The organism is Apilactobacillus xinyiensis, assembly GCF_019656235.1.
In the GTDB taxonomy this organism is placed as follows: Bacteria; Bacillota; Bacilli; order Lactobacillales; family Lactobacillaceae; genus Apilactobacillus; species Apilactobacillus xinyiensis.
Genome location: NZ_BPLL01000018.1, coordinates 1 through 18,237, shown reverse-complemented (window position 1 = coordinate 18,237; position 18,237 = coordinate 1). Strand labels below are relative to the sequence as shown.

General features: G+C 30.1%; 16 protein-coding genes and 1 tRNA gene. 12 read left to right on the top strand and 5 right to left on the bottom strand.

Features of this window, described 5'->3' with window-relative positions:
- Positions 1–7 precede the first annotated feature (7 nt).
- A complete protein-coding gene (locus K5Q11_RS05275; RefSeq protein ID WP_220751696.1) occupies positions 8–331 on the bottom strand; it encodes a hypothetical protein in 324 nt (107 codons plus the stop codon).
- Between the two features lie 79 nt (positions 332–410).
- Complete coding sequence (locus K5Q11_RS05270) at positions 411–818, bottom strand: hypothetical protein (protein ID WP_220751694.1); 408 nt, start codon at positions 816–818, stop codon at positions 411–413.
- A gap of 260 nt (positions 819–1,078) precedes the next feature.
- On the opposite strand from K5Q11_RS05270, the gene K5Q11_RS05265 reads away from it, so the two are divergent.
- Together K5Q11_RS05265 and K5Q11_RS05260 are read left to right on the top strand one after the other, a co-directional pair.
- On the top strand, positions 1,079–1,951 hold the full coding sequence (locus K5Q11_RS05265; RefSeq protein ID WP_220751692.1) for a DNA-methyltransferase: 873 nt from the start codon (positions 1,079–1,081) through the stop codon (positions 1,949–1,951).
- A gap of 3 nt (positions 1,952–1,954) precedes the next feature.
- Positions 1,955–4,720 carry a DNA methyltransferase family protein gene (locus K5Q11_RS05260; RefSeq protein ID WP_220751690.1) on the top strand — a complete coding sequence of 922 codons (2,766 nt, stop codon included), beginning with the start codon at positions 1,955–1,957 and terminating at the stop codon, positions 4,718–4,720.
- A 186-nt stretch (positions 4,721–4,906) separates the two neighbouring features.
- On the opposite strand, the gene K5Q11_RS05255 is transcribed toward K5Q11_RS05260, so the two are convergent.
- A tRNA-Lys gene (locus tag K5Q11_RS05255) sits at positions 4,907–4,979 on the bottom strand.
- 201 nt (positions 4,980–5,180) lie between these two features.
- Here K5Q11_RS05255 and yycF point away from each other — a divergent pair.
- From yycF to K5Q11_RS05220, 7 genes are all read left to right on the top strand, one after another.
- Positions 5,181–5,888 carry a response regulator YycF gene (yycF, locus tag K5Q11_RS05250; protein WP_220728304.1) on the top strand — a complete coding sequence of 236 codons (708 nt, stop codon included), beginning with the start codon at positions 5,181–5,183 and terminating at the stop codon, positions 5,886–5,888.
- A 37-nt stretch (positions 5,889–5,925) separates the two neighbouring features.
- On the top strand, positions 5,926–7,815 hold the full coding sequence (gene walK, locus K5Q11_RS05245) for a cell wall metabolism sensor histidine kinase WalK (RefSeq protein WP_220728303.1): 1,890 nt from the start codon (positions 5,926–5,928) through the stop codon (positions 7,813–7,815).
- Positions 7,805–9,100 carry a YycH family regulatory protein gene (locus tag K5Q11_RS05240; RefSeq protein ID WP_220751688.1) on the top strand — a complete coding sequence of 432 codons (1,296 nt, stop codon included), beginning with the start codon at positions 7,805–7,807 and terminating at the stop codon, positions 9,098–9,100. Before walK ends, K5Q11_RS05240 begins: the two co-directional genes overlap by 11 nt.
- Before the next feature lie 16 nt (positions 9,101–9,116).
- Positions 9,117–9,929 (top strand): two-component system regulatory protein YycI, encoded by an 813-nt coding sequence (locus K5Q11_RS05235; protein WP_220751686.1) that lies wholly within the window; start codon positions 9,117–9,119, stop codon positions 9,927–9,929.
- A gap of 13 nt (positions 9,930–9,942) precedes the next feature.
- Entirely contained in the window at positions 9,943–10,755 is an 813-nt protein-coding gene (locus tag K5Q11_RS05230; RefSeq protein ID WP_220751684.1) for an MBL fold metallo-hydrolase, read from the top strand.
- 77 nt (positions 10,756–10,832) lie between these two features.
- A complete protein-coding gene (locus tag K5Q11_RS05225) occupies positions 10,833–12,083 on the top strand; it encodes a S1C family serine protease (RefSeq protein ID WP_220751682.1) in 1,251 nt (416 codons plus the stop codon).
- A 71-nt stretch (positions 12,084–12,154) separates the two neighbouring features.
- Positions 12,155–12,958, top strand: a complete 804-nt coding sequence (locus K5Q11_RS05220; protein ID WP_285289897.1) for a sulfite exporter TauE/SafE family protein — start codon at positions 12,155–12,157, stop codon at positions 12,956–12,958.
- 41 nt (positions 12,959–12,999) lie between these two features.
- Here K5Q11_RS05220 and ade read toward each other — a convergent pair whose 3' ends face one another.
- A complete protein-coding gene (gene ade, locus K5Q11_RS05215) occupies positions 13,000–14,673 on the bottom strand; it encodes an adenine deaminase (RefSeq protein ID WP_220751679.1) in 1,674 nt (557 codons plus the stop codon).
- Positions 14,674–15,026: 353 nt separating this feature from the next.
- Between ade and K5Q11_RS05210 the strand changes: the two genes are divergently transcribed.
- From K5Q11_RS05210 to K5Q11_RS05200, 3 genes are all read left to right on the top strand, one after another.
- The gene (locus tag K5Q11_RS05210; RefSeq protein WP_220751677.1) at positions 15,027–16,601 is read left to right on the top strand and encodes an Nramp family divalent metal transporter; all 1,575 of its coding nucleotides are present in this window, start codon (positions 15,027–15,029) and stop codon (positions 16,599–16,601) included.
- A gap of 32 nt (positions 16,602–16,633) precedes the next feature.
- On the top strand, positions 16,634–17,065 hold the full coding sequence (locus tag K5Q11_RS05205; RefSeq protein ID WP_220751675.1) for a universal stress protein: 432 nt from the start codon (positions 16,634–16,636) through the stop codon (positions 17,063–17,065).
- A 78-nt stretch (positions 17,066–17,143) separates the two neighbouring features.
- Positions 17,144–17,365, top strand: coding sequence for a hypothetical protein (locus K5Q11_RS05200; RefSeq protein ID WP_220751673.1), 222 nt, complete (start codon positions 17,144–17,146; stop codon positions 17,363–17,365).
- Positions 17,366–17,402: 37 nt separating this feature from the next.
- Here K5Q11_RS05200 and K5Q11_RS05195 read toward each other — a convergent pair whose 3' ends face one another.
- A complete protein-coding gene (locus tag K5Q11_RS05195) occupies positions 17,403–18,071 on the bottom strand; it encodes a DUF975 family protein (RefSeq protein WP_220751671.1) in 669 nt (222 codons plus the stop codon).
- Between the last annotated feature and the right edge of the window lie 166 nt (positions 18,072–18,237).

The following is an 18,237-nucleotide window of genomic DNA, read 5'->3' as shown; positions in this document are numbered from 1 at the left end:
AACGCTTCTAATTTATCCCTTCTATTTGTTGTTTTCTTAATTTAGAAACTGGACGATCCATGTTCATCCAATATTGATATTCTAAATTATAATTATTATCATTTGGATCTTTGCATTTGTTTTTCATTTTTATAAGTTTTTTTACATCTTCTGGGATTGTATCAGCTACAATAATTGCTTTATCTACTGATATATCAGCATCAACTAATACATCATAATACATAATTAATTGATATAAGTCTTTGGTATTAACATTCTTGGTTTTTCCCTCATATATGTACAATTTATTATTTGCATATTGATAATAATCTATTCTTATTTTTGTATTCAATTCTGCGTTTCCAAAATTTTCAACTTCAGTTTCAAAATGACCATTTTCATATTGTTTACATCTTGTTTCACGTAAAAGTTCAAATAGTTTTATTTCGTTTTTTTTGTTTTTTTGGATTAGGTAACATACTATGAATCCATTGATATATAGGTATTAATACATCGTCATAACTTATAATTCCTGATTTAGTTTCCAGAGTTTTTGGTAATTTACATTTTATATTTTTGTACTCTGACTTTATATTAATTTGAACTAATAAGTCGTTATAGGAATTGTGAGGTTTAATTCCCCATATGGCTGAAAATACTTTATCTTCAAGCAGTCTTCCATTTGTTCTTTTTTCTACATCTAAAGACTCGTTTAATATATCTAATTCATTATTTATTTTATCTTCTCTAAGTAATTTTTTATTGTAAAAGTATATGTTTCTATCTATTTTTGATATTTTACTTTGTAATTTAAACAATTCTTGTTTTGCTAAAGACAAGTTGTAACAAATGTCATTAATATTTTGTATTTTATCTTCTCTTATTTTTTCATTTCTGTCCCTTTCAACTTTTTTGTCATTATATAGAATGTTGCATATTGACTTATAAATATTGTTATTATTGTTATCAATATATTTATTATTTTGTCCATTAATATTTATCCTCTTTTATGTATCATGTAAATTATAAATTTTAATTGCTAATATTTTATTTCCAGTTTAACATTTAGTTATAATATAAAAATAAAGGAATTAAAAATATGTATAATAAAAATACTTTAGGTAAAGAAGAACTGTTAAAGAGTGATTTTATAAATAATGTTGTACAAGGCGATACTTTAGAAAAAATGTCTTTGATTCCTGATAATTCAATAGATATGGTTTTAGTTGATCTTCCTTATGGTACTACTCAAAACAAATGGGATAGTATTATACCTCTTGAAGCTTTATGGAAAGATTACCATAGGATTGTTAAAACAAATGGTGCAATGGTTTTTACCGCATCTGGACTATTTACTGCACAGTTAATGATGTCTAATACTAAGGAATATAAGTATAAATATGTTTGGGAAAAGTCCAAAGCAACCAATTTTTTAAACGCTAAAAGACAACCTTTAAGAAAACATGAAGATATTTTAGTTTTTTATAGGAAACAGCCAACTTATAACCCACAGATGAGATCTGGTAAGGCTTATTCTAAGGGTATTCGTAAAAATCAAGTTACAGGATCATATGGTGATTTCTCTCCGATATTGGTAAAAAGTAGTGGTAAGAGATATCCTACTGATGTTATATACTTCAAAACTGCTGAATCAGAAGGTCCAGTTGTTCATCCTACTCAAAAACCTGTAAACTTGGGAAGGTACCTGATAAAAACATTTACTAATCCGGGAGACGTAGTACTTGATAATACTTCTGGGTCTGGATCATTTTTAGTTTCAGCACTTATTGAAGGAAGAAATTTTGTTGGAATTGAAAAAAATGAAGATGTTAAACTGTTCAAAAATCATCCCATTGATTACATAGAAGTAACAAAGAGTAGGATTTATAAGACCTTTGATATCCTTAAGAGTTATAAAAGTGATTATTTGGATAATATTGTTGATAAAAATTTAACTAGGAGAAAACGTTAGTATATGAGTAAATTTATAGCCAATGAAAGAAGTGAAGGAAGCAAGTTAATAACATCAATGAATAATATATTTTATAAGAATAATTGGAAAATGAAGAATGCTGTTGGAGAGTTATCTTTAAAGTCTATTAATTCTGATAATAGATATTCTACACTATTCCCAGATGCTGTTATCTTTGCTGACGAAAACAACAATGAACCTTTAATAGGATGGGAATTTAAGATGCCTGATGTATCTATTAATGATGATGAATTATATAGGAATGCATTGGATAAGGCCAATAGAATGGGAACACAAGTTTTTGTTCTTTGGAATTTTCAATATGCAGCAATTTATATTAAAAAAGATAATTCTTGGCCAACTTCACCGACAAAGCTATTTGATTCATATTCAGATATATTAACAGATAGAAAAAATGTTCAACAAAACTTTGACGTTTGGAACTCACAATTAAGAGAAGTACTTTCTTACCTAAATAAATCATTTATATCTAATAAATTTAAAGTTGCACCCATAGAATTTAATATTTCTAATTATATTAATACAATTACTGATAAGTTAGCACCAATAACTGCTGAACATTATTTAAATAGTGATGATGCTATTTTGAGAAAAACAATGATTTATTGGCGTAAAAATGAACAATCTGAATTAGTAAAAGTTTCACAAGTTGATAACATTGATAAAACTGCTAATGCTTTCTCTAGGAATATAATAATTAGATGGATAAATAGAATTATTTTTTGCCATATATTAAAATATAATCAAAATGATATAAATGAATTATTAATTAAATTTTCTAAAGATAATGATATAAACGAGTTTTCTTCTAATATTAATGCTGTTGTTAATAAATCTGATTTTTACACTCTACTTCATGTTTCAGAAGATGAATTTGAAAACTATTTACCTCAAATTGTAGTAAATAATTTAAATGAATTTAATATATATTTGGGAAATTCTGATTTATCTGTTAAAAGCATTGGGACTAACCTTGTTTCTAAAATGCTTGAAGGATTGATTGATGTAAGTTCTAGAGAACTTATGGGACTTTATAAAACTCCTGTTTTATTAGCTAAGTTTTTAGTTAGTATCACTATTAAAGAGGTCTCTGGAAACTTTGCAGATGTGACTGTTGGATCTGGAACTATTGCACATGAGATTCAAAATAAATTGTTGGATTATAAAAAAACAGAGGAATATGTTCATAATCATATTTGGGCTTCTGATAGATATAGTTATCCACTTCAAATTGCAAATTTAAATATGACGTCACCTGAAAGTCTCAATTTAAAAAATATAGTTTATCAACATAATGCTTTGAATTTGCATACTGGAGAAAAAATAAAAATAGTTAATCCTAAAAATGGAAATACTGAACATCTAGAGATCCCTAAATTTGATTATATTATTTCCAATTTACCTTTTGTTGATAGTAACAGAAGAAATAGAGAGGACAGTAAATATATTGATGAAATAATATCTAAGTATAATATTCTAGATAAGAAGATAGATTTATATCAAGCTATATTAGTCCATTTAAACGAACTATTAAATAAGAATAATGAGAATGCTAGAATAGGCGTTATAACTTCTAATTCATGGTTTAAAGTTAAAAAAGGTTATAAATCTTTTTATAAAGATATGGTTAAGTATTATGATGTTGAATCTATAATTATACCTTCTTATGGACGTTGGTTTGATAATGCTTCTGTTTCAACTAGTATAATCATATTAAAAAATAAAACTGAAAACTTAAATAAAAGTACTAGACTTATAAAGATTAATACTGATTTGGAAGATAACAGTACTTTTAATGATGTTGTTTTATCTATAAGCTTGAATAAAAATACAGAATTATATTCTGATAATACAATGAAACAAACTGATATTATTAAAATGATAAATAAGGGGATGTCCATTGAATCCCTATTTGATGATAACTCTTTTATTGAAATGTTTGATGGATGTTTATCACCAATAGGAAAATTTTTAGATGGTGGTAGAGGCACAAGAACAGGTGGAGATTCAATATTTATTATGGACAAACCTAAAGTAGATTCTACTTATTGTTTTCCATATTTAAAGACGATAAAAGATGTTTCAAAATATTGCATTAATTCTACAAAACGTTATTTCTTTTATACAAAAGATAACATTGAATATTTAAAATCTAATAATAAGAATAAGACTTTGAAGTATTTAGAAAGCATATCAAGTAGTACAACCGCTATATCTCGTAAAAATAGAAAAAAGGATAAATGGTTTAATGCTGATCAATCTCCACAATATGCAGATTTTATAACCTCTATAAATCCTCAAGATAAATATTTTTGGGGAATGATGACTCCTAGAATGGCCGTTAATCAAAGAGTAACTGCATTTAAGGTTAAAGATCAATTTAATAGTAGCCTAGATAAATCTGTTTTGCATGCAATATTAAATAGTGTATTTTCGCAATATATGCTAGCATCTTCTGGATTTGGACGTGGAGAAGGAGTTACTGATCTAACTAAGGATGGTATAAAGCAGATTTTTATACCAGATATTGAACTAATAAGCTTTAAAGATAAGTTACAAATAAAAGCTTTATGGGATGAATTGAAAGTTAAAAATGTTCAAAATGTTTTTAAACAACTTAATGATGAACAATGGGTTAACTTCAATAAATTCATTTTAAAAACTTATAATATTGATGAAAATATTTTTGATAATATATCACATAATTTAAAATCACTTATAAGAAGAAGAATGTCTTCTAAAAAATAACATATAAAAAGACTACCTAATATTTATTAGATAGTCTTTTTATATGTTATTCCCCAGATGATATTTGCTTTATTTTCTTACTGTTATTGTATGTTTACATATTATTTTATATTTGTATCAATACAAAGAAAAAGCTTAATGCAAAAGGATTAAACAAACCAATCACATTAAGCTTTTTCTTATTTATGGGCAGTCAGGGGCTCGAACCCTGGACCCACGGATTAAGAGTCCGTTGCTCTACCAACTGAGCTAACTGCCCATATCTTTTCGACTTAATTATATTAACATGTACACAAAATTTTTGCAAGAAAATTTCTAAAAAAAGTCTTATCATTGATAAATCTATGTGTAATTCGTTAATATATGGTTGCATACATACAACGTGATATAATTATATTGTATGTAAATTAAAAATAAAATTTAAAACTATATTTATTCCCAAATAAGGAGTATAAAAAATATGACTAAAATTCTTGTAGTTGACGATGAAAAGCCGATAACCGATATTGAAAAATTTAACTTAGAAAAAGAAGGATACGAAGTTTCTGTTGCCTATGATGGTGAAGAAGCAATTAAAAAAACTAACGATGAAAATCCAGATTTAATTATTTTAGACTTAATGTTGCCAAAAGTGGACGGTCTAGAAGTAGCTCGTGAAGTTAGAAAAAATCATGATATGCCAATTATTATGGTTACCGCTAAAGATTCAGAGTTAGATAAGGTACTTGGTTTAGAACTAGGTGCTGATGATTATGTTACTAAGCCATTTTCTAATCGTGAGTTAATCGCTCGAGTTAAAGCAAACTTGAGAAGACAAGTTGCTAACAATAATGCTCAAAATGAAGATGACACTAATAAAGATATTGAAATTGGTGATTTAGTTATTCATCCAGAGGCATATACCGTTACTAAACGTGGCGACAATATTGAATTAACACATCGTGAATTTGAATTGTTGCATTATTTGGCTCAGCATATCGGCCAAGTTATGACCCGTGAACATTTATTGCAAACAGTTTGGGGTTATGACTATTTTGGTGATGTTAGAACGGTTGATGTTACCGTAAGACGTTTAAGAGAAAAAATTGAAGATAACCCTAGTCATCCAATTTGGTTAGTTACTAGACGTGGGGTAGGGTATTATTTAAGAAATTCAGAAAAAGAATAAGCAATGATCATATTGCGTTGTAAGGAGTATTTTCACATTGAAAAGTAGAATTAAGTTATTTAAATCGATTCATTTTAAAATAGCACTTGTTCTAGCCTTAATTTTATTAGTTACTCTAGAAATTGTAGGAGCTATTTTTGTAAGTCGATTGGAACAAACAAATATTAATAATTTCGAAAATCAAGTGAAACAAATTCCTAATTATGTAAAAACTTCGCTTATTAATAATCTATCTAAAAAATCAAAAAATCCTGCTGATGCTAGTAAAGACATTAACAATGCTAACATTGCTATTAAATCTTTGCTTTTAGATATGGAAAATAGCAATAATAATACTGAAATTCAAGTTGTTGATGCTAGTAACACCATTCGTGGAACTAATAGCTTAGAAAATCAATCGATTGTTGGTAGAAGAAATCAAAATTTAGATATCAAACGTTTTCTAACTGATCCCAGTCCAAATAAGCAGGCTTATTCTGGAATTAAGAATAATCCATCGGATAATAGCAGGTACTTTACCTATATAGCACCTTTAAATAAACCTAATGGTGGCGGCGTTTTAGGTGTTATTTATATTCACTCTAACTTAAAAAGTGTTTATTCAGAGATAAATAACATTACAAGTGTCTACTTTATTGCTGCGGTTGTAGCTATTTTGTTAGGTTTATTTATTGCGATTGTTATTTCTCGAGCCATTACCCAACCAATTGATGAAATGAAAAAGCAAACGCTTCGAATATCGAAGGGAGATTATTCTGGGCAAGTCCATGTCTATGGTGACGATGAATTAGGTGAGTTGGCCAGTGCCGTTAATACGCTTTCAGTTAAGGTTGAAGAATCCCAAGAAACGACTGAAGCGGAACGCCGCAGACTAGATTCAGTTTTAACTAATATGACTGATGGGGTTCTAGCTACTGATCGTCGTGGAAATGTCATTATTATTAATGATGAAGCAGTTAGTTTTTTAGAAGCACCTAAAGATGGCTTTATTGGTAAACCTATTTTGGATGTTTTAGATATTCGTGATAGATATACACTAAGAGAACTAATTGAAGACCCAGATGAACTAATTATAGATCGTTCAGATGCTAGTCATGACTTAATTCTACATGCACACTTTTCACTCATTCAAAGAGATTCAGGATTTATTTCAGGATTAGTTTGTGTTTTACATGATGTTACTGAACAACAAAAAATAGATAATGACCGTAAGCAATTCGTTTCAAACGTTTCACATGAGTTAAGAACACCTTTAACCAGTGTTCATTCTTACATTGAAGCGTTACAAGATGGTGCTTGGCAAGATAATAAATTAGCACCTAAGTTTTTAAAAGTAACGCAGGATGAAACTGATCGAATGATTAGAATGATTAATGACTTACTTACATTATCCAGAATGGATTCCGGCACTCAGAAAATGGAAACTGAAATGGTTAATATTAATGAACTATTTAACTATTTATTAGACCGTTTTGACATGATTATTAAAAGTGATGATAAACCGGACAAGATGTACAAAATTGATCGTAAATTTACGCGAAAAGATTTATGGGTGGAAATTGACACTGATCGTTTTACACAAGTAATTGATAATTTAATGAATAATGCGATTAAGTATTCTCCTGATGGAGGAACAATCACGTGTTCACTTTATGAAACTCGCAATAATGTTGTTTTAAGTGTTAAAGATCAAGGGTTAGGAATTCCACGTAATTCACTATCTAAGATTTTTGATCGATTCTATCGAGTTGATAAAGCACGTTCTAGAGCACAAGGTGGTACAGGTTTAGGTTTAGCTATTTCTAAGGAAGTTATTCAGGCTTTAGGCGGTAAACTATGGGTTGAAAGTACCGAAGGTAAAGGTTCTACTTTCTATATAGCCTTACCATACGAACCGATGGAGGAGGATTTATGGGATGAAAATTAAAAAAATGATTTTACCGTTATTGTTAACTGTAGCGGTTTTAATTAGTATTTTTCTTTCTATGATTATATGGATTAATCCTTCCAGTTATCAAAACGTTAATAAGTCCAGTATCAACGATAGTAATGAGACTTATAAAAAAACGTTACCATCAGTTTATTCACCTACTCAGGTTGTGAAGAATGATTATACCGGTGCTCAATATATTTTAACTAATCAATCAGTTAATCTAATTTCTGAAATTAGAACGCAGATGCTTAGCTTTTCTGATTTTAAATTTAGCAAATTGGAAAATGTTAGTTTGAACAATTATAAACATTTTATGAGTCGTAAAAACTCGTTGATGCTTAATTATCCAGATACAGTAACCACTAATATATTAAGTCGCGTATTGAATAATAATTTAAAAAAACTACCAAACGTTGATTTTAATCGAATATTAATTCCTTTAGATGACAATACAAGTATTTATTTACTGCATGACAATTCAAAGACAGTTTATAAAATTAGTTTGAAGAATGATAATTTAAATAAAATTAAAGATATTATTTCAAAAGACGTTCGTCAAATACCAGTTAATACTTACTTTAAAGATAATAAACCAATGATAGCTTTTACTAAGAGCTTTTACATGCCTCAGTATAGTTATTTGTATAATACTAGTTCGCAAAACTTCTTTGTGAATAGATTATTGCCCGGCTCTAATACACCACCTAAGAGACACCACAATACAACCATTTATAATGATCAAGATAGAAGAATTGCGTTTAATGAAAAAAATCATGAGGCCGTTTATCTTGACAGTATGGCTAATCCAGCATCTTCTGATTTATCTCAATTCTTAGTTCAATCATATAAAAATATTTCTAATTTAGGCTTAGGTAATAATTTAAATAGTATTAGGTACTTTAATTATAATGATAAAAATACGGATATTACCTATAGAAATTACGTTGAAGGATTTCCTATTTTTGATAATAACTCAAATGGTGCAGTACAAATGCGAATTATTGATAACGTCTCGGTAAGATATACTTTTTCTTTAGATGTTTTACAAACACCAGTACCTTCGGGTAAAAAAGATTTAAAGATGATAAGTACTAAGCAAGTTGTGAATAATTTAGTTAATTTAGGTTATGACACTAAAAAAATTGGAACTGTAGAATTAGGATATCAATCTATAAAAGTTGGTTCTTCAAACATGCTGATTAATTTAAAACCAACGTGGTTCGTTCAATACAATGGTAAATGGATTAACTATAATAAGGCTACGCAAAATCAATATTAGAGGGGAGGGGTATTAATTGGACTTTAAAAGAATACAGTTGATATTCTTAATTGTATTTATAATGATAGATATATTTCTTTTCAACATGTTCAATGAGAACAGAAATTTACAAACAGAAAGTGTTTCACAGCAAAGTAATAGCAATGAAGTCTTAAAGCAAATGCAAAATGATCAGATTTCTGTGGCGTTTACCCCTTCTGATAAACCTTTAGATGGTTATTATTTAGCGGCTACTCCTGATAATTCTTTGAAAAACGATGCTAAAAATTTACAGAATCAATCTGCCAGATTTAGTAATGGAGTTTTACGAAGTACTATCAAGCTCAAGTGGGGCAAAGATAGTATTAATAAGATAATGAAAAATCGTTTCTATATTGCTCATGGTAACCAGTACGAATATGCTAAAGATTTATCAAATTCTAATACCATAGTTTATTTACAAAAAAATGATAATGGAACTTTTTATTCCAATATTTATGGTCAAATTAGATTTAACATCAGTAGTGATGGATTAGTGTTGGGATATACACAAAGTTATTTATCTAATATTAAAGTTTTACGTGAAAAAGCACCGATAATTTCTGCTAGCAAGGCTTTATATAACTTATATCAATACAATGAAATCCCTAACAATTCTAAAATTGAATGGGAACAAATGTATTACACTAAGTTGTTGCAAGATAATCAAGTGTACATTCCAACATGGGTTATTGCATTTACCACCGGTGATAGTTCAAATGTTCAAATTAAACGTATTAATGCATTTACAGGTTCTATGTTAAATTCTAGTAACACTAAGGATGCAATTAATAGTTTTGCAACCAATTAGTTTGGAGTATTTTATGATTGATAGTAAAGATGATATGAAAATTAGTGTTTTATCAAGTGGTAGTGGTGGAAATGTTTCATACATTGAAACGGCTAAACACAAAATTCTTTTAGACTCTGGTTTAAGCGGCGTTAAAATAAAAAAATTACTATCTTCGATTAATAAAAATATTGAAGATGTGGATACATTATTAGTTACACATGAACATAATGATCATTGTAAAAGCGTAGGGGTGTTAGCTAGGAGATATCCCCAAATTAGTGTTTATGCAAATGAAAAAACTTGGATAGCTATGGATAGTAAAGTTGGCAAGATTAGTAGTTTTCAAAAAAATATTTTTCCACCTAATGTAGTGTTGTCCTTTGACGATTTAGATATTGAAAGCTTTACGGTTTCGCATGACGCCGCACAAGCCCAGTTCTATAATTTTCATCATCATAATAAAAGTTTTGTAGTTTTAACCGATATAGGATATATTTCAGAAAGAATTGTTAAAACAATTCAAAATGCTAATGCATATGTTTTTGAATGTAACCATGATGTAGAAATGTTGAGAAATGGTCCATATGCATGGTCATTGAAACAACGTATTTTGGGCGACTCAGGTCATTTATCGAATGAAGATGGAGCAGATGCATTAATTGAGTGTATTGGAAATAATACAAAAAATATATTTGTAGGTCATCGTAGTCATCATAATAATACAAAGTTGCTAGCTCATTCGACGGTTGCAGAAATATTAAAACGCCATAATTTTGCAGTTGGTAATGATTTTAACTTGTTAGATACAGATGTTAATTGTCCATCTAAATTAATTACTTTATAAAAAATAAATCTTTTTTTAAGGTTATTTTTAAGGAACAGTTTTATTATTAAAGAAAACTATCAATGGGGGTATCACTTATGAAAAAAGAAAATTCTTATATTTGGAAAGCTTCTGTAGCAGCTTTAGTAGCAGGACTTTTAGGTGGTGGAATTGCTTATGGTGGGATTAACGCCTTTCAGAATTCTGGAATTGATACAGCTGTTCCTACTAGTTCAAATAGTGGTGGTACCGCTACACAATCTAATATTAATGTAAATGTACAAAATCAAACTGAAAAAGCATATCAAGCAGTTAAAAACTCAGTAGTATCAGTTGTTAATTTACAAGCAGCTTCTCAATCAGATAATCAATTATCACAAATGTTTGGTTTTTCATCAGGAAATTCTTCTAATTCTAGTAAGAGTAAGTCAGAATTAGAAGCAAGCAGTGAAGGTTCAGGGGTTATTTATAAGAAGAGCGGTGACTCAGCTTATATTGTTACTAATAATCACGTAGTGGCTGGTTCTTCTGCTTTAGAAGTTATTTTAAGTGATGGCAAAAAAGTTGAAGCTAAAATCGTTGGTCGTGATGAGGTAACTGACTTAGCAGTTCTAAAAATAAATAGTAGTGTAGTTAAACAAGTGGCTACCTTTGGTAATTCAGATAACATCAAAGTTGGTGAAACTTCATTAGCAATTGGATCTCCATTGGGTTCATCATATGCTTCTTCATTAACGCAAGGAATTATATCTGCTAAAAAACGTGAAGTGCAACAAACTAGTTCTAATGGTCAATCTACAGGTAATACAGCTACGGTTATTCAAACTGACACAGCTATTAACCCAGGTAACTCTGGTGGTCCACTAATCAACTTAGCTGGTCAAGTTATTGGAATTAATTCAATGAAATTATCTTCTGATGGTGAAGGTACTAGTGTTGAAGGAATTGGATTTGCAATTCCAAGTAATGAAGTTGTAAATATTATTAATCAATTAGTTAAAAATGGAAAAGTTATACGTCCAGCTCTAGGTATTCAATATGTAGACTTAACTAATATTTCAGCTCAACAACAAAAGTCTATTCTTAAATTGCCAGAATCAGTTAAGAATGGGGTAGTAGTAATGAAAACTACTAGTGGATCTCCAGCTGCTAATGCCGGAATTAGCAAATATGATGTTATAACTAAGTTAGCTGGTAAGAACATTGAAAGTCAAAATGATATTAGAGACATTTTGTATAAACAAAAAGTGGGTAGTACCGTTTCAGTTACTTACTACCACAATGGTAAAGCAGTTACTAAAGATATGAAGTTAGATAAACAGTTATCTCAACTAAACTTTGGCAAATAATTAAAAAAAACGTTTAATTGTTGTACAATGATATGTATCAACATATCAACTTATAGAGAGAAGTTTTATTTATTCAATCTTTTAGCTTATGGCAAATACTAATCTTTTTTCCAGTCGGCATACTAGCTGGTATTATGAGTACGGTGACTGGATTAGCGTCTTTAGTTTCTTATCCAGCACTTTTAATGGCTGGTGTTAGTCCGGTATATGCTAACGTTACTAATACGGCAGCGCTTATTTTAAACGGAATTGGTTCTGGCGTTTCTTCTTCCAGAGAGTTACATGGACATTGGAAGGAAATGTTTAAAATTTTATTGCTAGTTTTCGTAGGTGGAATTATAGGTAGTTATTTACTCCTTTCGGTGCCTTCAACCGTTTTTGAAAGAGTAGTACCATTTTTCATTGCGATAGCTGGGATTATGATATTATGGCCAGAAAAATCGCATGCTTACCCTAATTCATCGACTGGCTTTGATCCCAAACACTTTCATAACTTTGCTAGAAATAAGTTTAAGTTATTATTGGGTGGATTGAGTTTAGTTTTAATTGGTATATATGGTGGTTATTTTGGAGCTGCTGCTGGTGTGATTATGCTAGCAGTTCTATCCAGAACTAGCTCAGAACCATTTCCTGTTTATAATGCAATTAGAAATGTAGCAATGTTAGCAGCTAATTTTGCAGCGACTGTTATATATGCTTTTAAATCACATATTGTATGGATTTTAGTATTACCATTAGCATTAGGCTTTCTATGTGGTGGATATATTGGTCCTAAGATTGTTCGATTATTACCAATAAAATTACTAAAAATTATAATTGGAATTTTGGCTTTGATACTAGCTGGAATTTTGTTTGTCCAAACTTATAATTTATAAAACTAAAAAGACACATTATCAATTAAGATAATGTGTCTTTTTTATCTTTCAATATCTATAAATTTTTGTTGATCAAAATCATATAAACCACGATTAGTTAATTTAATAGTAGGAATTACAGGTAAACTTAAGAAAGATAATGTAATGAAAGGGTTAAAATCGATGTCTTGACTAATTTTTTCATATGCTTTGGTAATTGCGTCTAAATCTTCACTAGCTTTTTGCCATGATTTATCAGACATTAAGCCTGCAATTTTTAATGGCATGGTTGCAAGTGTTTTTTCATTATCGACAACCGAAATACCACCGCCAACTTTAGTTACTTCTTCGATTGCTCGATAAATAGCATCATCATTAGTCCCAAAAGCCAATAAGTTATGAGAGTCATGTGCGACCGTAGTAGCAACCGCACCTTCATTTAATTTAAAACCATTTACCAACGCTAATCCAAAAGTACCTAAGTTATGATGTCTTTCTATATCAACCATTTTTAAAATGTCATTGTTTAAATCAGCTTCAAATTCTCCGTTATTTACATTTACTTTTTTGATAAGATGTTTGGTTTCGATATGATTAGGACAAATTCCAATAACGTTACATTCGTTGTTGTTTAATGTAAGTTTTAAGTCATCTTTTTTAAAATGATGTTTCATGGTGTTGGCTTTAAAATCTAAAGTTTTAGTCTTGAAATCATTTTCTTTAATAAAATGACCATTTTTCATAACCTTAGTTACGTCAACAGCTTTAGGGTCATTAATAAAAACTAGATCAGCTTGATAGCCAGTTGATAAAGCTCCTAAATTTTCAATTTTATGTGCAACAGCAGAATTGTAGCTGGCCATAGTGTACGCAGTTTCAGGTTTTACACCGTATTGAATTGCTAATTTTATGGCAAAATTAATTCCACCTTCATCAATGATGGTATTAATGAATTTATCGTCTGTACAAAATGAGAAGCGTTGGGCATTGCCTTCGTTAACGATTTGGATAGTATTCTGTAAATCTCGCTCAACTGTTCCTTCACGTAAAAATACTTTAAAACCTTCAGCTAAACGTTCATGAATCCCACCTAAATCAGTACATTCATGATCAGTGCTGATCCCAGCTTGACGATAAACATCTAGTTGCTGTCTGTTCATACCAGCTCCGTGTCCATCTACTTGCAAATTATGTGCTAAAGCATCATTAATTTTATCCATAATATCTTTATCATGTGCTGCAACCGCTGGATAATCCATAACTTCTGCCAACCCTTTAACTTCTGGGAACTTATATAATGGATGCAAATCTTCAGCCTTTAGGGTTGCGCCATTGTCTTCAAATGGAGTACAAGGAACTGAAGATGGTAACATTACGAATATGTCTAATGGAGTTTGGCGAGCATCTTTTATCATATATTTAATACCATCAACTCCGGAGACATTAGCAATTTCATGTGGATCTGTAAAAATAGAAGTAGTGCCCATTGGTAAAATAACTTTAGCCAATTCAGATGGAGCAACTAAAGAACTTTCTATATGCACATGTGAATCTATAAATCCGGGAACTATGTATTTATCACTTGCATTAATAATATTTTTAGCGTGAAATTCTTCAAATTGATCACCCGTAGCCACAATTTTATCGTTTTTTATCCATAAAGTATTTTTTTCAAAAGTGCGTGTAAAAACGTTTAAAACATTACCGTTAGTAATACATAAATCTACGTTTTGCATTATAATAGCTCCCATTCTTAAGTATAAAATTATCGACTATTATCAAACATAAACATTAATTTGTCAAATTGTAAAAATGTTCGTGTTTTACTGATTTTAGCTGTATAATTAACTATTTTCGGTATTTACACCAACATGGTAAAAAATATTACCGCTTAAATTGTCGATATTTTATTTTATATAAATTATATTTTTTCTGTGTGAAAAGTTGTTTTATATAGCTTTGATAGTGTTTATATTTCAGAGATGGATAAAAAAAGTTTAGTAACGCCTAAAAAAAACTTTAAACTTTTTTAAGAATATTGTACAATGTGTGTTGTTGCTTAATTTATAGAAAGGTGGAACTACTAATTATGAGTGAAAAAGTAAGTTCTCAACACAAAAAGCAAGGCTTAATCCATTATGCTAATGGACCTTCCCTTGAAGAAATTAACGGAACAATTGATGTTCCTAAGAACTGGGGATTCTGGAAAACATTATTTGCATATTCAGGTCCTGGAGCATTAGTTGCCGTTGGTTACATGGATCCAGGTAACTGGGCTACTTCAATTACTGGTGGTCAAAACTTTGGTTATCTATTGATGTCTGTCATCTTAATTTCAAGTTTGATTGCGATGTTACTTCAATACATGGCGGCTAAACTTGGAATCGTGAGTCAGATGGATTTAGCACAAGCCATTCGTGCCAGAACCAGTAAGACTTTGGGAGTCGTACTATGGATTATGACTGAGTTAGCTATTATGGCTACTGATATCGCCGAAGTTATTGGTGCGGCGATTGCACTTTATTTATTATTCGATATACCTCTAGTTGTGGCAGTTTTTGTTACAGTTCTAGATGTTTTGGTATTGCTATTATTAACTAAGATTGGTTTCAGAAAAATTGAAGCAATCGTTGTATGTTTAATTTTGGTTATTCTTTTGGTATTCGTATACCAAGTTGTATTATCTAAGCCTGATTGGGGTGGCGCATTTGCAGGATTAATGCCACTTCCACGTACTTTCTCAGGTTCTGAAGAAGTTGCAGGTATGACTCCATTAAGTGGTGCCCTAGGTATCATTGGTGCTACTGTTATGCCACATAACTTATATCTACATTCAGCAGTTTCTCAAACTAGATCAATTGATCATGATGATGAAGAAGATATTGCTAGAACTATTAGATTTACCACTTGGGATTCAAACATCCAATTAACATTTGCTTTCTTTGTAAACTCATTACTATTAATTATGGGTGTGGCTGTATTTAAATCTGGTGCAGTCCAAGATACATCATTCTTCGGATTATTTGATGCTTTAAACAACACAAAGATGTTATCAAACCCAATTTTAATCGGGGTAGCTAAATCTGGTGTTCTTTCAACACTATTCGCGGTTGCTTTATTGGCTTCTGGTCAAAACTCAACTATTACTGGTACTTTAACTGGTCAAGTAATTATGGAAGGTTTCGTTCACATGAAGATGCCCCTATGGATGCGTCGTTTAATTACTCGTTTAATTTCAGTTATTCCAGTTCTTATTTGTGTGGCTATGACTGCTAAAGAATCAGAATTAGCTCAACACGCTGCAATTAACGATTTAATTGAAAACTCACAAGTATTCTTAGCCTTTGCCCTACCATTCTCAATGTTACCATTGTTAATGATGACTAATAGTAGCGTTGAAATGGGTGAAAGATTTAAAAATAAAATGTGGGTTAAGCTTTGTGGTTGGTTATCAGTTATTGTGCTAACATTCTTGAACTTATTAAACATGCCAGACTCAATTACCAAATTCTTTGGAGATAACCCAACTGCTAGTCAACAACATGCTGGTACTATAATTGCTTATATAATTGACGTGTTGATTTTAGCATTGCTTGTATGGACTTTAGTAGAATTACATCGTGGCAACAAACGCTACGCTGAAGAACACGCTAACGAAAACTAGTATCAAAATTACAAAAGATAGAAGGCTTTAATATGAATGATGACTTCAAGAAAATTTTAGTAGCAGTTGATGATTCAGATGATGCTATTTTAGCTTTTAAGTACGCCATTGAACGTGCTAAAAAAGATAACGCATCATTAACTATCGTTTCTGTTTTAGAAGACGAAGACATGAATATCTACCAAGCTTTAACTAAAGATTACATTCATGGTGAACGTTCTGAATTAGAACAACACGTTTTGGATTATCAAAAACAAGCTCAAGCAGCTGGGGTTAAAGACGTTAATGTAATTGTTTCTGAAGGAGTAGCCGGAGAAACAATTGTTAAAGATGTTATTCCTCATGTTAATCCTGACTTATTAATAATCGGTTCAGAATCCAAGAAGGGAATTGCTAAACACTTTGGTAGTCAAGCAGCATATATGGCTAAATATGCACCTATCTCAGTAATGGTAATTAGATAAAAATTCTATAAAAAACACTCAATATTAAATTTATTGGGTGTTTTTTTAGTATCATTAAGCTATGAGGTGATTTATAAATTGAATGAAATATTAAACGAATTTTCACAAATGTGGCATCAAAGTGGTTCACTAGCTGTTATTGGATTTGTTCTAGCAATTCTAGGAGTATGTATAGTCGGTGTTGGTAAAAAAATACCCTTAATTAGATATATGTTAGGTGATCGTAGTATGATTGCTCAAATATTTTGGGGAACTATAATCGCTTTTGTAGGTTTTGCTATGATTTATTTGTTTAGATAAAAAAGGTTATGAACTAATTGTTCATAACCCTTTTAAATTATTTATTTTCTTCTAACTTTAATAAACTGTCATAAAAGTTAGCTTTTGTTAATTGATAGTAAGGAGTTACGTATAAAGCAGCTAAACCTAATGTAATACCGACTAGTAAGAACCAACCAATAAAACTTAATTGTAATACGAAGAATTCCCATTTATGGCCATTCATAAGTTGACGACTTTTAGTTATAGCATCCATGTATGAAATATGTTCACCCTTATCTACTGCATCACGATAAATATACATGGCTTGAGAGTATGCCAAGGACTTGATGATTCCAGGTATAATTAAAAGAAGTGTCCATAGATAAGTTAAAATATAAGATAATATTCCTATAAAAACTGTTCCCCAGAAATATTTACTATTGTTAATTATAGTAGCAGAGTGTGAAAATGGTTTGTCAAATTCAGCTTTATTACGAATGTGGTCAATACATACAAATGTAATACCAGTCATAATCAAACCAGATACTATTGAAAATATTCCTGTAGAACCAAACATTCCCCAATTGATGCTTATATTAACTCCATCAAAATCTTTTATTATATGATTTTGAGTTATAGCGGATACAATTGATAAAATGTATATTGGTAAAAACATTAAAAAGAAATACTTAAAGTTGGTCATTAAAATTCGATCAGCTTTTTTCTTAAGATCAAATCTACTCATTATATATCCTCCTTGATAATTTATATTTACCATACTAATAGAGTTATTAACTATTTACAACACATATAAAAATAAAAAAAGATTAAACCTAATTGAAGTGCCTTAAAAAAGTTAGACAATTATTACTAAATTAAATATTTAATTTCATGGAATGATTTCGATATTC

Coding starts and splice junctions, on each gene's coding strand:
- yycF (WP_220728304.1), top strand. CDS start 5,181: ATGACTAAAATTCTTGTAGTTGACGATGAAAAGCCGATAACCGATATT.
- K5Q11_RS05265 (WP_220751692.1), top strand. CDS start 1,079: ATGTATAATAAAAATACTTTAGGTAAAGAAGAACTGTTAAAGAGTGAT.
- K5Q11_RS05195 (WP_220751671.1), bottom strand. CDS start 18,071: ATGAGTAGATTTGATCTTAAGAAAAAAGCTGATCGAATTTTAATGACC.
- K5Q11_RS05260 (WP_220751690.1), top strand. CDS start 1,955: ATGAGTAAATTTATAGCCAATGAAAGAAGTGAAGGAAGCAAGTTAATA.
- K5Q11_RS05240 (WP_220751688.1), top strand. CDS start 7,805: ATGAAAATTAAAAAAATGATTTTACCGTTATTGTTAACTGTAGCGGTT.
- K5Q11_RS05205 (WP_220751675.1), top strand. CDS start 16,634: ATGAATGATGACTTCAAGAAAATTTTAGTAGCAGTTGATGATTCAGAT.
- K5Q11_RS05210 (WP_220751677.1), top strand. CDS start 15,027: ATGAGTGAAAAAGTAAGTTCTCAACACAAAAAGCAAGGCTTAATCCAT.
- ade (WP_220751679.1), bottom strand. CDS start 14,673: ATGCAAAACGTAGATTTATGTATTACTAACGGTAATGTTTTAAACGTT.
- K5Q11_RS05230 (WP_220751684.1), top strand. CDS start 9,943: ATGATTGATAGTAAAGATGATATGAAAATTAGTGTTTTATCAAGTGGT.
- K5Q11_RS05225 (WP_220751682.1), top strand. CDS start 10,833: ATGAAAAAAGAAAATTCTTATATTTGGAAAGCTTCTGTAGCAGCTTTA.